The 15433-nt window shown below is 35.2% G+C and carries 19 protein-coding genes; 2 read left to right on the top strand and 17 right to left on the bottom strand.

Translation table 11 applies throughout. The features are described 5' to 3' along the window. Positions 1–16: 16 nt before the first annotated feature. The 9 genes from flhB to ACX9TM_RS09020 all read right to left on the bottom strand — a co-directional run bounded on the left by flhB (position 17) and on the right by ACX9TM_RS09020 (position 5691). Entirely contained in the window at positions 17–1063 is a 1047-nt protein-coding gene (gene flhB, locus ACX9TM_RS09060; protein WP_001030111.1) for a flagellar type III secretion system protein FlhB, read from the bottom strand. Positions 1064–1073: 10 nt separating this feature from the next. After that, a complete protein-coding gene (locus ACX9TM_RS09055; protein WP_001055718.1) occupies positions 1074–1835 on the bottom strand; it encodes a flagellar biosynthetic protein FliR in 762 nt (253 codons plus the stop codon). Positions 1836–1850: 15 nt separating this feature from the next. Beyond that, positions 1851–2126 (bottom strand): flagellar biosynthetic protein FliQ, encoded by a 276-nt coding sequence (locus ACX9TM_RS09050; RefSeq protein WP_001098080.1) that lies wholly within the window; start codon positions 2124–2126, stop codon positions 1851–1853. A gap of 33 nt (positions 2127–2159) precedes the next feature. Then, positions 2160–2918: a flagellar type III secretion system pore protein FliP gene (locus ACX9TM_RS09045; protein ID WP_001220582.1), complete on the bottom strand. Its 759-nt coding sequence runs from the start codon at positions 2916–2918 to the stop codon at positions 2160–2162. After that, positions 2915–3235, bottom strand: coding sequence for a hypothetical protein (locus ACX9TM_RS09040; RefSeq protein WP_000121178.1), 321 nt, complete (start codon positions 3233–3235; stop codon positions 2915–2917). The genes ACX9TM_RS09045 and ACX9TM_RS09040 overlap by 4 nt, the downstream gene beginning before the upstream one ends. Before the next feature lie 12 nt (positions 3236–3247). Beyond that, positions 3248–3607 carry a flagellar motor switch protein FliN gene (gene fliN, locus ACX9TM_RS09035; protein ID WP_000680010.1) on the bottom strand — a complete coding sequence of 120 codons (360 nt, stop codon included), beginning with the start codon at positions 3605–3607 and terminating at the stop codon, positions 3248–3250. 10 nt (positions 3608–3617) lie between these two features. Then, on the bottom strand, positions 3618–4604 hold the full coding sequence (gene fliM, locus ACX9TM_RS09030) for a flagellar motor switch protein FliM (protein ID WP_016117526.1): 987 nt from the start codon (positions 4602–4604) through the stop codon (positions 3618–3620). A 14-nt stretch (positions 4605–4618) separates the two neighbouring features. Beyond that, on the bottom strand, positions 4619–4843 hold the full coding sequence (locus ACX9TM_RS09025; protein ID WP_000775712.1) for a flagellar motor switch protein FliN: 225 nt from the start codon (positions 4841–4843) through the stop codon (positions 4619–4621). Positions 4844–4905: 62 nt separating this feature from the next. Continuing rightward, positions 4906–5691, bottom strand: a complete 786-nt coding sequence (locus ACX9TM_RS09020; RefSeq protein WP_063220003.1) for a lytic transglycosylase domain-containing protein — start codon at positions 5689–5691, stop codon at positions 4906–4908. Between the two features lie 257 nt (positions 5692–5948). Between ACX9TM_RS09020 and ACX9TM_RS09015 the strand changes: the two genes are divergently transcribed. After that, positions 5949–7142 carry a flagellin N-terminal helical domain-containing protein gene (locus ACX9TM_RS09015; protein WP_059303958.1) on the top strand — a complete coding sequence of 398 codons (1194 nt, stop codon included), beginning with the start codon at positions 5949–5951 and terminating at the stop codon, positions 7140–7142. 239 nt (positions 7143–7381) lie between these two features. Then, positions 7382–8182 (top strand): flagellin N-terminal helical domain-containing protein, encoded by an 801-nt coding sequence (locus ACX9TM_RS09010; protein WP_065382381.1) that lies wholly within the window; start codon positions 7382–7384, stop codon positions 8180–8182. 95 nt (positions 8183–8277) lie between these two features. Here ACX9TM_RS09010 and ACX9TM_RS09005 read toward each other — a convergent pair whose 3' ends face one another. From ACX9TM_RS09005 to ACX9TM_RS08970, 8 genes are all read right to left on the bottom strand, one after another. After that, a complete protein-coding gene (locus ACX9TM_RS09005; RefSeq protein WP_049108342.1) occupies positions 8278–9225 on the bottom strand; it encodes a DNA-binding domain-containing protein in 948 nt (315 codons plus the stop codon). A 722-nt stretch (positions 9226–9947) separates the two neighbouring features. After that, positions 9948–10856: a chemotaxis protein gene (locus ACX9TM_RS09000; RefSeq protein ID WP_000075943.1), complete on the bottom strand. Its 909-nt coding sequence runs from the start codon at positions 10854–10856 to the stop codon at positions 9948–9950. A gap of 123 nt (positions 10857–10979) precedes the next feature. Further along, on the bottom strand, positions 10980–11465 hold the full coding sequence (locus ACX9TM_RS08995) for a hypothetical protein (protein WP_000068302.1): 486 nt from the start codon (positions 11463–11465) through the stop codon (positions 10980–10982). Between the two features lie 214 nt (positions 11466–11679). Beyond that, on the bottom strand, positions 11680–12015 hold the full coding sequence (locus ACX9TM_RS08990) for a DUF3964 family protein (protein ID WP_000198166.1): 336 nt from the start codon (positions 12013–12015) through the stop codon (positions 11680–11682). Between the two features lie 49 nt (positions 12016–12064). Beyond that, positions 12065–13288 carry a flagellar hook protein FlgE gene (locus tag ACX9TM_RS08985; protein ID WP_000588320.1) on the bottom strand — a complete coding sequence of 408 codons (1224 nt, stop codon included), beginning with the start codon at positions 13286–13288 and terminating at the stop codon, positions 12065–12067. A 16-nt stretch (positions 13289–13304) separates the two neighbouring features. Then, positions 13305–13883 (bottom strand): flagellar hook assembly protein FlgD, encoded by a 579-nt coding sequence (locus tag ACX9TM_RS08980; protein WP_001143462.1) that lies wholly within the window; start codon positions 13881–13883, stop codon positions 13305–13307. A 3-nt stretch (positions 13884–13886) separates the two neighbouring features. Then, positions 13887–14996: a flagellar hook-length control protein FliK gene (locus ACX9TM_RS08975; protein ID WP_000616450.1), complete on the bottom strand. Its 1110-nt coding sequence runs from the start codon at positions 14994–14996 to the stop codon at positions 13887–13889. A 10-nt stretch (positions 14997–15006) separates the two neighbouring features. Next, the gene (locus ACX9TM_RS08970; protein ID WP_000360859.1) at positions 15007–15417 is read right to left on the bottom strand and encodes a hypothetical protein; all 411 of its coding nucleotides are present in this window, start codon (positions 15415–15417) and stop codon (positions 15007–15009) included. Positions 15418–15433 lie beyond the last annotated feature (16 nt).

Below are 15433 nucleotides of genomic sequence, written 5' to 3'. Positions count from 1 at the left end.
TCCTCCAAACGCGCTATTATACTTCAAGTTCGTTCGTCTGAATTAAATAGCGCATAACTTCAATTACAGCTACGTATAAATCTTCTGGAATCGTCTCATCTTCCTCGACTTGATAATATAAAGAACGAGCAAGTGGACGGTTTTCCACCATTGGTATTTCTTGTTCACGGGCAAGCGTTCGTATATATAATGCGAGCTCATCTTCCCCTTTTGCAACGACAATTGGTGCTGCATCAACGTGTTTATTGTAACGAAGTACGACCGAAATATGAGTCGGGTTGTTTACAATAAACGTTGCGCCATCCATCTTCTTCGCAATTGTTCCTTGCAAGATTGCATGCATAAAGTTTTTTCGTTTCCCTTTAACTTGCGGGTCCCCTTCATTATCTTTATGCTCTTGTTTCACTTCTTCTTTTTTCATCTTAATATCTTGCTCGTACTCCCATTTTTGATAAATGAAATCAATAATAGAAAGAACGATTAAAATAATTAAAATTGCTAAGAAAATAAATTTAATTTCCCTAATAATTTCAGTAAGTGATGCAGTCCAGTTAAATCCAATCATACTGACAATTTTCTCTAAATTCTTTTTAAAGAGAACGTAAGCGACGTAACCGATTAATCCCATATAAAACAGTGATTTCAAAATATCTACTAAACTTTTACGACTAAACAGTCTCGTAAAATAGTTTTTCGGATTAATACGTGACGCTTTCGGTTTAATGACTTTAGAAGAAAATAGGAAGCCTACTTGAATCATATAATTGAATAAATGAAAAGCGTATACGAGTATTAATATCGGAGCTGATACTTTCAGTAATAAAATCCCCATTAAATAAAAATACTCGGTTGAATCTGTATTTTTTCCAATTTGATCAAACAGCACCGCTACGGAATTTGCAATCTCATACCCTAGCCAATCTCCGAAGAAATAAACGACAACTGCTAATACGAGAATGGAAAATAAATTATTTAAATCTTTACTCCGGGCAATATTCCCTTCTTCACGCGATTTTTTACGCTTCTGCGGGGTGGCCTTTTCTGTTTTATTATCCTTTGCCATGCGCGTCCCCCTACTTCGTTAAGAAAAAGTTAAATAGTTTCGTATATTCTTCAAGTAATACATCCGTCATATTTTTAAACACATAACCGAGCATCGGTACACTCATCGCAATAAACAAAATACCACATGTAATTTTAATTACGTATGCATTCATAAAAACGTTTAATTGCGGAGCGTTTTTTGCAATTAAAATTAGAACAAAGTTAATGATGAATAAACTTCCCATAAGCGGAAGAGCAATTTCAACCGCTGATGTGATCGCAAATAATAGCGTTGCGAGTAGACTATCTAAGAAACTAGTCGTCAGCAATTTTGAAATCGCCTCTGTATATTGAAACGACTTTAAAATCGTGGCAACGAAATAATTAATGCCGCCAAGTGAAATAAAAATAATGAGAAAAAATATATCAAAAATGGTTGATAGTAAAGTAGACTGTGAGCCCGCATTTACATCAAACAAACTTGCTTGTGATAAACCGATATCAAAGTCTAAAATATGCCCGGCCATTTTCGGAATGTTCCACAGCATTTCTACAATTTTTGAAAGTGATAATCCAATTACAATTTGCGTTCCTGCATAAGCTGCAACGTCCCAAACTGTCTTGATGTGAGAGACATCCACTTGATCAGCCACTGTAATTGAAAGAGCAAGTCCAACAGTAACCTTCGCCATTGCTGGAATGGATCGGCCTGAGAAAAACGGTAAAAAATATAAAAATGAAGTAATGCGACAAAACGCAAAAAACGTTGCCGCCCATAATTCCATATTCATTTCAGTTCACCTATCTTAGTATGAACGCAATAGCGATGGGATTTTATCAAATAAATCTAAAATAAGCATCGTTAACTCTTGGAACATCCACGGACCTAAAATGATAATAACGAGCACAATACTCGCCATTTTCGGTAAAAACGTCAGCGTTTGTTCTTGAATTTGCATCATTGCCATAATAACCGCGATAATAATAACGACAATCAGACTTACAACGGCAATCGGCATTAAAATCATAACCCCTTTATAAAAAAAGGTTTGGAAAATATCTATAATTGGTGACGTATTCATTTATATGACTCCTATCACATAGCATCAAACGCTTCAGGCGACCGTCTTAAACATAATATCGACAATTTTTGTATATCCACCTAAATATACGAAAACGAGTATTTTAAACGGTAAACTTAAAATCATCGGCGGTACCATCATCATCCCGAGGTACATTAAAAGTGTACTAATAATCAAATCTATAAATACAAACGCTAAATAAATGAACATCCCTGTTAGTAAACCTTTTTGAATTTGCGTTAACGTAAAGGATGGTACAAGTGTAAATAAGGAAAGATCTTTCAAATCTTTCGGCAACTCTTCTCCGCGTACTTTCAGCATCATTTTCAAATCATGCTTATACGTATGCTTTGACATATATTCTTTCATAATAGGAGCTGTCGTTTCCGCAGCTTGGCTTACTGTTATTTTCTCTTTCGTCATCGGATCCCACACATCGCTCTTCAGTTGCCCGAGTACAGGCTGCATCGTAAAGAGTGATAAAAATAATGCAAGTCCAACAAGCACTTGGTTTGGTGGTAAATTCATTACCCCAAGTCCTTGACGTGTAATCCCAAGAACGATCATAAAATAAGTAAAATGTGTAAATAATAGAACGATAGAAGAAGATAATGATAAAAGGGTAACGAGCGCAAATAGTTGTACACTTGAATTACTCGTAAACTCTTTTCCATTTTCGAAATTAATAAAACCGTTCGGGGCCGCATACGCTGGATTTACAAAAATAATTGAAAAAACGATAGAAAATACGAAAATAACGGCTAATAATGACAACTGTTTCTTTATTCTCATGATGGATCCTCTACTTTTTTCGTTTCAGTCTTCACCGCGTCTTCTAGTGCTTGTTGAAACTGATTTCCTGTTCCGGTTAATTGCACAGACTGCACACCGTTATTACTAATAACAGTGAACACTTGCTTTCCGTCCACTTCAAATAAAAAGGCACTCGTTTGATGATTTAAATACACGCCGTCTTTTACTTGAATATGGCCATTTTCACCCTGCTTAAAAAACTGCTGTTTGCGCGTCTTTTTCGTCATATAATATGCACCGTAACCGAGCGCACCAAACAGTAAAACGACTTGAAATAAGGTCGTCATATACGACATATGACTCCTCCTCTACTCTTTATCTTGCATTTGACTTTGCGCTTTCATAAGCGCCGCTTGTTTTTTATCAGCTTCAATTTCAGAAATGATAATACCGAATTTCTCGTCCATTACGATTGCTTCACCGATGCCGACTTTCATATTACTTAAATACACATCTACTTTATGTCCTAAGTTTTTCTCTACTTCAAGAACATCGCCAACTTTTAACTGCTTTACATCACCAAGCGTAATAGATGACTTTCCAAGCTTTACACCAAGTTCAATCGAAATATCTGAAACAGTATCGATATGTGCTTTGCCTGCTTCATTTCGCTTTCCTGCAAAATCTTCTAATCCCATTAATGACACGGGAGATACTTCATGCTTCATATGGATCCTCCTACTCTACAAAACTTTTAAATAGGAGCGCCTTACGCGTTCCATCTTTTCCAATAAAACAATTAAATTTATGCTTTCCATCTACATAACCAAGTAATTCATCCGAAACTTTCGTATGAAGCGGAATAATATCGCCTTCTTCAATTTGTTCAATCTCACTCATTGTCATTTTCTGCTCACCAATTGCAACGTGAACAGGTTTGTACACTTGATTTACTTTCATTTCCACTTCAGACGTATACTTTTTACGCTTGTCTGAAGAATGTTCGACAATATTTTCAGACGTTAACTTATCCATAATTTCTTCAACAGATAAGAATGGAATTCCGATACGCACCGTCGTATTCCAAAACTCTGTTTTCATATTTACGTTAAGTAATGAAATGATATCGCTCGCTGTCGTAATCTTTAATGCATTCGGATCTGTTTCTGTCGTTACAAATTTCGGTTCAATCGCAACAACACTTTCAAATGATTGCTCTAAATTTTTACAAAGAAGCAAGAATATATTATCAAGCGTTAAAAACTCAAATGCTGTTAACGGTCTGCGCATCGTAAAGTTACGCTTACTATCTCCGCCAAGCCAACATTCATGAATATAAATAACGAATGCTAAATCAATCTCAATAACAATTTCTCCAAGCTCTGGCAAACCGAGATCAATCACGCAATATAAATAATAATCTTTCGGCATTTTCTCCACATACTCACTCGTAAATGGAACTTGCTCAACCGTTGAAGGCTCTAGTTCAATTGGAATACGCATACGCGCTGATAACGTCTGTGACGTCTGTTTCCCAAACGTAGAAGCAATCGCTTGCAAACTACGTAAATGCTCAACACCGAACTTCTCTGGTCTATTAAAATCATACTCTTGAAATTTCTCTTGCTTTCCTGCTTCTTGTGCGAAAGCTGGCATTTCCTCGCCTTCATTTACCGCCTTCAGCAGGGCATCAATTTGCTCTTGGCTTAATTTTTCGCCACTCATGACAATCCCCTTCCCTACCTTTTCAATTCAACGATTTCAACGTACATCTTTCCATTCTTCGTCAAAATCTTTCCGGTTCCAATCTCTTCATTCTCAAGCATAAGACGCACCGTATTTTTCGTTGAATTTTCAAGACGATACAATGTACCTTTCGTAATATGAAGCAGATCTTCAATTTTCTTTTTCGTATTTCCGATTTCAAAATAAATTGTTAACGGAATATCATCTTGTAATTTCAAATCTAGCCAACTCCCATATCATGTTCACGAAAATTTCATGTTCTCTCTATATATGAAACTTCTTATTTTGAAACGTCGATATTTAATATTTTTTTAATATATCCTTGCGTTTCTTTAAATGGCGGTACGCCTCCGTACTTTCTCACATTACCAGGACCAGCATTATAAGAAGCAAGCGCCAATACTAAGTCGCCGTTATTTTTCTTTAAATAACCGCTTAACTCTTTCACGCCACCTTCAATACTTTCAGCTGGTGAAAATGGATTCTTCACACCCATCTCCTTCACATTCGCTGGCATAAGCTGCATAAGACCCATCGCACCTGCATGTGATACCGTTTTCGGATTAAAATTAGACTCTACTTCAATCATTTTTTGAATTAACGTTTTCGGAATTCCATATGTACGACTTACACGATCAATAATATCCTCATACTTCCCTTCATTGGAAGAACGTATTTTTTGAATATTATACTTCTTCGTTAATCCCCACGTATCAACAGCCTCATTTTTCGTTTCTGGGAAACGTCGTTCAAACTCTTTTTGCGCAACTTGCACTTCATTTGCTGTCTTCGTTTCAGCCTTTTCTTCAAGCTTACTCGCTTCCTCTACTTTATTAATAGTTTCTGCCGGCTTATTAACAACCGCTTCTATTTTCGTAGATTGTACCGGCTGACTCATATCTTCTACTTTTGCCGGCTGCGTAGTAGCCTTCGTCTCCTTCGCAGGCTCACTCTGTAACTTCTCTTGAAAACGACTACTAACGAATGCTTGTGGACTACTTAGCTTTTGCTGAATTTGCCCTTTCTTATATGCAAGCACTTCTTTTACTATATTTCCAACTATCATAATATCACCTTTTCGGTAAACAAAGATAATCTAATATTAGAGTTTTTTTTTAAAGTTTGCAATAATCCTTTTAATAATTATGTAATAAAAAAATGAATATATTGTTAAACTGTTATTTTTTTATATTTATTAATTCGAATTTTTAGTTGACACCCGTTGTGGCAAGGATTACAATAAATCTCGAAATTGATTTTTTCGCATATTACCGTTTTTCAATTTGCAGAAAAGTCAATATAAAAAAATGGGGGTTTCTTAACATGAGAATTAATACAAACATTAACAGCATGCGTACGCAAGAGTACATGCGCCAAAACCAAGCTAAAATGAGCAACGCTATGGACCGTTTATCAAGCGGTAAACGTATCAACAACGCTTCTGACGATGCAGCAGGTCTTGCAATCGCAACTCGTATGCGTGCACGTGAAAACGGTTTAGGAGTAGCAGCTAACAACACACAAGACGGTATGTCTTTAATCCGTACAGCTGACTCAGCTTTAAACTCTGTATCTAACATCTTACTTCGTATGCGTGACCTTGCAAACCAATCTGCAAATGGTACGAACACTGGTGATAACCAAAAAGCATTAGATAAAGAATTTTCTGCATTAAAAGAACAAATCGATTATATTTCTAAAAACACAGAGTTTAACGATAAGAAGTTATTAAATGGTGATAATAAAACTATTGCTATTCAAACTTTAGATAATGCAGATACAAGCAAACAAATTAACATTAACTTAGCAGATTCTTCTACTTCTGCATTAAAAATCGAAAAGTTAACAATTAGTGGTTCAACAGCTATTGCTGGAAAAACAGAAAAAGTTACAATTACTGCTGAAGACATTAAAGCTGCCGAAGAAGACATCAAGGCATTCACTCAAGCTCAAGAAGGTCTAGCAAACTTAGTAAAAGAGGTAAAAGATACTGATGGCTCTGTAAAAACACCAGGTAGTACTCCTGATGACATTAAAAAAGCTGTTACAGCTTTTACAGAATCATTCGAAAAAATGAAAAAATTCATGAATGACGAAGATATCACAAAAGTTGAGGAAAAAATCAAAGCATTTGATGCTGCTAGCCCAGATTTAGACGCGGCTAAGGAAATGGGAACTGCATTTACAGCTGCTATGAAACCTGCTGCAGGAGAAATTACTAAAGCTGCTATGAAACCAAATGCTTCTGATGCAATTAAATCAATCGACGAAGCTCTAGAAACAATTGCTTCTAACCGTGCAACTCTAGGTGCTACATTAAACCGTCTTGACTTTAACGTAAATAACCTGAAGAGCCAATCTTCTTCTATGGCTTCAGCTGCTTCTCAAATCGAAGACGCTGATATGGCGAAAGAAATGTCTGAAATGACTAAGTTCAAAATCTTGAACGAAGCTGGTATCAGCATGCTTTCTCAAGCAAACCAAACTCCACAAATGGTTTCTAAATTATTACAATAAGCCATTTGAGTTAGTTTCCTGAATAAACCTCTCTGCTTGCGGAGAGGTTTATTTTTTATAAAAACTTCCTTTTTTTGATGGAAGAGAGCATCTGCGGTGCATAGAAGCGGTTAGTGCTTATCTTGATCCCCTCTTATGCTAAAACACAAATAGCAAATAAGCATAAGCCTTTTTATCTTTTCATGACCTTTTATTAGCTTTAGAACACTGACTATATCAATCTATAAGGAGTGTCTATTATGCGTATTGGTACGAATGTTTTGAGTATGAATGCTAGGCAGTCGTTGTATGAGAATGAGAAGCGTATGAATGTTGCGATGGAGCATTTGGCGACTGGTAAGAAGTTGAACAACGCTTCTGATAATCCCGCTAATATTGCAATTGTGACTCGTATGCATGCGAGAGCGAGTGGTATGCGTGTGGCGATTCGTAATAATGAGGATGCGATATCGATGCTTCGCACGGCGGAAGCTGCCCTTCAAACTGTGACAAATATTTTACAGCGTATGCGTGATTTAGCCGTTCAATCCTCAAACGGTACAAATTCAAATAAAAACCGTGATTCGCTGAATAAAGAGTTTCAGTCTTTAACAGAACAAATTGGCTATATTGGTGAGACGACTGAGTTTAATGATTTATCTGTATTTGACGGTCAAAACCGCGCTATTACATTAGACGATATCGGTCATACGGTACATATATCAAAATCTATTCCCCCTTCCCCTACACAACATGACATCAAGATTTCAACAGAACAAGAAGCAAGAGCGGCAATCCGTAAAATTGAAGAGGCTTTGCAAAGTGTGTCAATTCATCGTGCCGACCTTGGTGCAATGATAAATCGTTTACAGTTTAATATTGAAAATTTAAATAGCCAAAGTATGGCGTTAACAGATGCTGCATCTCGAATTGAAGACGCAGATATGGCGCAGGAAATGAGTGATTTTTTAAAGTTCAAATTATTAACTGAAGTTGCGCTTAGTATGGTTTCACAAGCAAATCAAATACCGCAAATGGTTTCTAAACTACTACAATCATAAAAATGAATCTTCCTTCTTTGGAACGATTCCATACAAAATAAAAGGGAAATACATAGTTTATATGTATTTCCCTTTTATTTTGTACCCAAATTTTATTACTGTGTTACGGTCATAACTTGTCCGCTACGGTCAACCATTATTTTCATTTTACCGTCTTGTGCATTATATAGCCCTAGTTTATGTAATTCCATTTTACAATCTTGTACGAAAGTTGGTAATTTACGAATTTGATCGATATCAGAACTTGTAATGAAATGAATTAAAAGCTGCGTCATGCCTTTAATGTCTTGTACAAGCTCTTCTTTCTCTCGTTTTAGCCTTTCATTTTCTAGTTGTAACGACTGCAATTCACCTTCTAAGCTACGTGTATTCTTTGCTTCTCTAGAACGCCCTGCTGCCATGCTAGAAAGCTTATAAATACCTTCCATAAACTGATGTAGTTCGTCTTCTTTCCTTTCACTACATTGATTAATTGTTTCAAAGTTATCAACGATACCAGATATAACTGTTACAAGATTTTTTTCATCCTCTTTATGCTGGATTTCTTCTTTTAATTCGTACTCATTTTTTTGTTTTCTTGCAACGATTGTCTCTTTTACTGGTATATATTTTCGCTTTCGTCCTGGTTTTTGTTTTTCGATATTTTCAAACGGTATTTCACGTTTTTTCAATTTATAATACGTATTTTGCAATTGACTTTCTGTTTTTGGAAAAAGATTTAGTTCATTTTTACTTACGTATTTTGAAATATTTAAAATGTTTAAACCGTGACGTTGACAAAATTGATACACTTCATACAGTAGCTCTAGTTCAGACTTCAGCCATGTAATTGCTGATTTTTCATATGCTCGCATCCCGCCATTTTTTTCTATATCTATTTGAAATAATACCATTCTATTATGTAAATCAACTAATTCTTCATACTTTACTTGGAATTCTTTTTCTATTTTTTTAAATTCCACCTCTAGTTGCATATCGTTCATTTTATTATTTGACATGTTTTGTAAAAGACCTAATACATTAATTGCTGTGTGGTGATACATAATCTGTGCCACTCCCCCTCATCCTTTCACAATTCTCATCTGACTCCCATGTCTTTTAAGAAAATAGCAATTTTTACATATCCATATTATAACAGTTCGAAATTATCTGTCAAATAATAAACATACAAAAATGTATAGAAAGTATAAAAATTTGGAAAATGTTTTTTATTAATATGCAAAATTGCATATTAATTACATTTAATTATATTATATGGTATTTTGAATATTTTTTCACCGAAAAAATTTGCGCTACCACGAAATATTAATAAAATAACCATTGAAAATGCGTTTGCTTATATTTTTAAATCAAAAATCTTCAAATGAAGAATTTTCATACATACAGCACCAAACACCCCAGAAACCTTTCATTTTTCTACCAGCTTAAAGTATAGAATACTAAAAAGGAATTAGCCATATGTAGCATTGGCTAATTCCTTCCTCTCTCTAACAGAATAGAGTTATAAACCCAGTCTTCAAATCCTCAATCGAAGTCTCACTTCTTCTTACCTAAAACTACTTCATACCTCTGAACTCACATCGCATGAGACTCTATTAAGCACTGAAAACTTCCTTACATAAGTAGTTCCTCTATTCCTACTAAATAGAAAAATGTTATACACCAGCTCTTCTAGTTACCTATATCTCAACATCGCATAGGGCTCTATTAAGCACTGACCGCTCAACACTTGGCTAGAGCTTCTATTCCGGCTAAATAGAAACTTTTAAAGTACTAACTTATCAACTAAACCAATTAGCTCTTGAATATCTGGCTTACTTACTTGAGCATTTGCTCCTACAGCTTCACCTTTATGGAATAATTCATTTGTAATTAATGAAGAGAAAATAATGACTGGTAAACGATTCATTACTTCACTATCCTTAACCACTTTCGTTAAATGATGTCCATCCATTTTTGGCATTTCAATATCCGTAATTAGCAAGTGAATATGTTCAAACATTTTTTCGCCTTGCTCTTTCGCTAATTTTTCAATTTGTGCTAACGCTTCTGCACCATTGCTGAAGAAGTTCATTTTCGTATATCCAGCTGATGATAATGTTTCTTCTAATATTTGGCGAAGCATCGCTGAATCTTCTGCAATATAAATTACTTTTTCAGCTCGATCCGTTTTTTGTTCTAACCCTGCAATTGATTTATTGTCATAACCAGTGCCGCTAATTTCACATACAATTTTTTCATAATCTAATAGTAAGATGATTTTGCCATCTAGTTTTACAATACCAGATGTCGTTTCTTCTAGTCCCATAGATAATGAAGCTGGTTCATCAATTTGTTCCCACGAAATACGTTGAATACGATGCACTTCATCAACGCGGAAAATAACTTTCATTTGGTTTAATTCTGAGATGATAAATTTCGTTTGATCAAGTGGCTTTGTTGACTTTAAATTAAGAGCCATTGCCAAGTTAATAACAGGTAAAATTTCACCACGTACTTGAACAACACCTTCAACTGCATGATGAGATTCTGGCACAGTTGTAACAGGGAATGGATTAATGATTTCACGTACTTTCATTACATTAATACTAAATAGGTTTTCACCAACAGTGTACGTAACAATCTCTAATTCATTTGTTCCGCTTTCTAATAAAATACTTTGTGCTTGTGACATAAAGGTGTCGCTCCCCTTCCATTAATTCCGTATATCTAATTATTAAGCTTTATAAAAGCGAAAAAGTCAACTACCTATATAAAAAATATAGATAGTCGAACGATTCATTTTATTAAAAAACAATTAATCTTGTATAAACGAAGCAAGTGCCTCTAATAACACTTCTTGTGCTCCTACAACTTCCGTCGGCATTGCTTCCCATTTTTTCGAAAGCTCGGTCTCTACTCTTATTCTCAACTCAGAATTCATTTCTGCTAGCACATATTCTTTCGTTGCTATATCAACATCAAGTAGCGCAAGTGCATATAATTCCGGGTCATTTATTTTTTCGAATAATCGTTTTAATACTACCGGTGCTATATGTTTTAATTTTTCAATATGAATTTCCTTATCCGAAAATAGTAACTCATATTGAATAAACGTAACATTTTCTTTAATCACTTTAAAATAACAATTATTTTTTTTATCATTTACAAAATAACCGTTTGGATCTGCGATAATACTTTCTACTTTACGAATTAAATCTGGCAAACTATTCGCCGCCATTACAGTCCGCTGCTCAACCTCACTCGGCGAAATGAATGTAACGCGATACTTATTTTGCGCCATCCTCCTCACCTCTCCTTTTATAGAAATTCAGTCTAATTGTATACTACAACTACCTTAAATTAACTTAAAACTCTTTTATATTACCACTTCTTACACTACCATACTACTCTAGTAACTCTACATATCTCTGGTCTTACACATCGGTCGGGACTCTATTAGGCACTAACCGCTCCAAAACATCGCCAGGTCCTCTCTCAAAACCTAAAAAGTGCTTTTAAGAACCTTTCAATAACTCTATGTTATTAAACCAAAACGCTATTTGCTGATCCGTAATATTTGGCAACATAACAAAAAACTCACGACACTTCATCTCATCCTTAAACAGTTGATACTTCCAAACGCTATCGCTACCAACACTTATGAAATAAAACTCATGGATACGGCCAATGATTGCTTGTTTTTCACCAAATGAATACGGAGGCACTTGCTTAATTTCAAATTGATCTGGTAAATATACATGCTCTTCTCGTTCTATTTTTAATACTTGCTCGGCAAGTTCACGTTTATTTTCGAAAAAAGGCAATTGTAAAATTCGCTCTTGTCTTGTCATACGAATAAAAAACCCTTTCTACTCCATTACATTTTTTCCTTACGATATATTATCGAATTAAGTTTACAACTTCATTTAATACTTCATCTGAAACTTTAATTACTTTCGCATTTCCTTGGAATCCGCGTTGGTATAACATTAAGTCAACGAATTCTACAGATAAATCTACGTTTGCACCTTCTTGTGCACCACCCCGTACTTTACCTGCACCGTTTTGACCAGATGCACCAAGAGCTAAAATACCTGTTGTATTCGTTGCTGTATAGTTACCATTACCTGTTTTCATTAGTCCGCCTTCGTTCGGGAACATCGCAACAGCTAATTGACCTGCAGATTTCATACTTCCATCAGAATATTTTACCATTACATATCCACCGTCAGCAATGAAGCAATCTTTAACCGTCGCTGCTGCTCTACCATCTACGTCTGTTACTGATAATGTTTTATCTGTTGGATGGTTTGTTAAATGACTTAAGTCTAATTTTATAGAGCCGCCATCAAATGGAATATTGGCTCCTTGCTCTTTCGGATTTGGATTTCCAACAGCATCAAATGTCATATTACCACCTGCACCTGGAACATCTTTAAACTCTGTTTCTTTTTTCGAGTCATTGCGCATTTGTACTTTATATGTATAGTTATGTTCACTCGTTTGTTTAAACTCTACACGCATTGTCCATGTATTTCCCGCATTATCATATACAGGTAAATCTTGTGTAATTTGTTTTTCACCAGTTGGAATATTCCCTTTAATTGTCCCTTTCGATGTTCGAATACCACCAATTGCTGTTCCCATTGGAATTTGCAACGGTCCTGGAATTCCAGATAAATCAACTTCACCAGTTGCCTCATTTGCAGGGTATGCAAACACGTATTGACCTTCAGTATTCGTAATATAGTAATCTGAAGATATCCCAAACGTACCTTTACGAGTAAATTCCATATTTCCGCCTTTTGAATCACCTACAACGAAGAAACCATTACCTTCCATTGCGGCTTGTGTTTTGCCACCTGTTAACGTAATTGTACCATCACTATAATCCGTAACTGTACCACTCATTTTCACACCATTACCAATACTTTTCGGATTTGTTCCTGCGTATTTACCGTCACCTTTTGCACCAATCGAATTGTTATATAGTAAATCATCAAACATTGCTTTTTGTTTTTTATAACCTACTGTTTGTGCATTGGCAATATTATTTGAAGTTACACTTAATGCATTTTGTGTTGCATTCATCCCTGTAATACTTGTATATAACGCTTTAATCATAACGTATGGACACTCCTTATGAATTTGTAGTTTTTACTTCTTCAGTTACTTTTTGATCGTCTTTCTTTGCGTCTTCTGGGTTCGTTTCTCCAATCGGTTTATCAGACACTCTCTCAACGAAACGAAGAGATACAACTTTATTGTTAATAACGAGCTGTACATCGTTATTTTCCGCAAGGCGAACCGTTTCTACTTGACCGGTTACTTTGTTTCCGTCACCGTCAACACCTCTTACGTATTTACCTAAAAACTTCATTCCACCATCAAGTGCTGTTGAATACATCGTTGATTGCAGCTTATCTACTGCTTTCGTCATATTCTGTACTTGTTCCATAAGAGATAACTGTGCTGTCTGATTCATCATTTGATTCATATCCATCGCATTAAATGGATCTTGATGTTGGAAACTTGATAAAAATAATTTTAGGAAATCATCTTTCCCCATTACCCCAGGAGTCTTTTGCGCTCCTGCTGAAACTCCATTACTTTGTTGCACTGGCGATTGTACACCATTAACAGGTACATTACTTTTTTGCGCTCCTGCTTGTAACGGAATATGATTTGTACTCGTTGTATTTAATCCAACTGTTGGCACGCTTTATTCCTCCAATAATCCCGCAAATTCTGTTGATTGTTGTTTTTCATGATTTGTATTTGCTAATTTCTGTTTTTGCCTTTGCTCTTGTTCTCGCTGTTCTTTACGATTTTCATCTTTATCTGAATAGCTAATTTGAATATTGATTTCTTTTTCTTTTAACTTTAATCTCAATTCATCAAAAATGATTTCAACACGTTTTTTCGCATCGTGTTTTTCCATTTCTACGTGAACGTCAATTTGATCTCCGTGTTTTTTCATAAACACTGTTAATGTACCAAGTTTTTCTGGATTTAACTGGAATAAAACACGTTCTTGTTTCACTACAAATTTTTGCAGCGCTTCTACTTGCGCTTCCATTTTCTTTCCTAAGTCAGGTAATGAAACTTTCTCAGCACCACTATTTGATTTCCCTACTTGTTCGGTACTCGTCGTTTTATTTAATAATTCTGCACCTGCAGAGCTCGAATCGTTTAATGCATCAACTTCTGGCAACTCTACCTTTGCATCATCGCTCTCAAGTTTCGGAAGATCTACCTCTTTAGACTCTTCTTGTTCCTTTGCAATATTACAAGTTTCTGTTTCTACAACCTTCAATGCTTGCATCGTTTGCTCTGGCATCTTCATTTTGTCTAATACCATTTGCATTGTATCTTCTAAACATATAGCATTTTTGATATTCATATTTGAAAGAAGTTCTTGTAATTGTTGTAATTCAGCTGCAGGTAATTCATTAAGTTTAATATTGCCATATTCTTTATATAACTCTTGTATTTTTTGTATGTATTGATATAACAATTCCGGCTGCACATGTAATTGCTCAATTGCAACCATTTGCTCAGATACAGCTAATAACAACTGTTCTGTCTCTTTTTTTTCTTCTTTCTTTACAATTGGTTCTTCTTTCGTTACCGATGGTTTAGAAAGGTTATATTCTTTTTTCTCTTCTTTTGGTGCTTCTTCTCGTTTCGTTTTCTCCGTTTTCGGCTGCTTTTTATTTTCGATTCTCATCGTACGATCGAATGAAGAATCTTCATTTTTCGATTGTACTTCTAGCCCTTTTTCTTTTTGCGGAGGTAAACTTTGTTGCACCGGTAATACAGACTGTATCACTACATTCACCTCATCCATTCATACACATTTTCAAATCCAGAAGCATTTTTTCTTCCAGCTTTTCTTGTGCTTTCGCAAGCTTTCTGCAATCTTCTTGATACATCTCATCAATGACACGTTCTTTTTCTTTTACTTGCTCTAAAAGGCTTTCATTTTTTTGAATAAAACCTTCTGTTTTTTTAATTTTTCGATTCCATTCTTCTATTCTTTCAGGTGAAAACGTATGTGAAGAAAGCATGCCAGCCATAATACGTTGCCCAGTTTGTACGACTTTACTACGCGATTTCACAACATATAAATCATATTCTTTTTTTTGTTCTATTTTTCTTTTTTCAGCTGTTAATTCATACACTTCTTTTAAAATATGCTCTTTTTCTTGATTTATTTGCAATTTTATTGTGTCGTACTGCTGTTTATCCACCTGTTTTCATAGCCCC

The organism is Bacillus sp. LH1 (genome assembly GCF_057924895.1).
The sequence above is the reverse complement of the archived record's forward strand: the minus strand, read 5'-3'. Positions and strand labels throughout refer to the sequence as shown.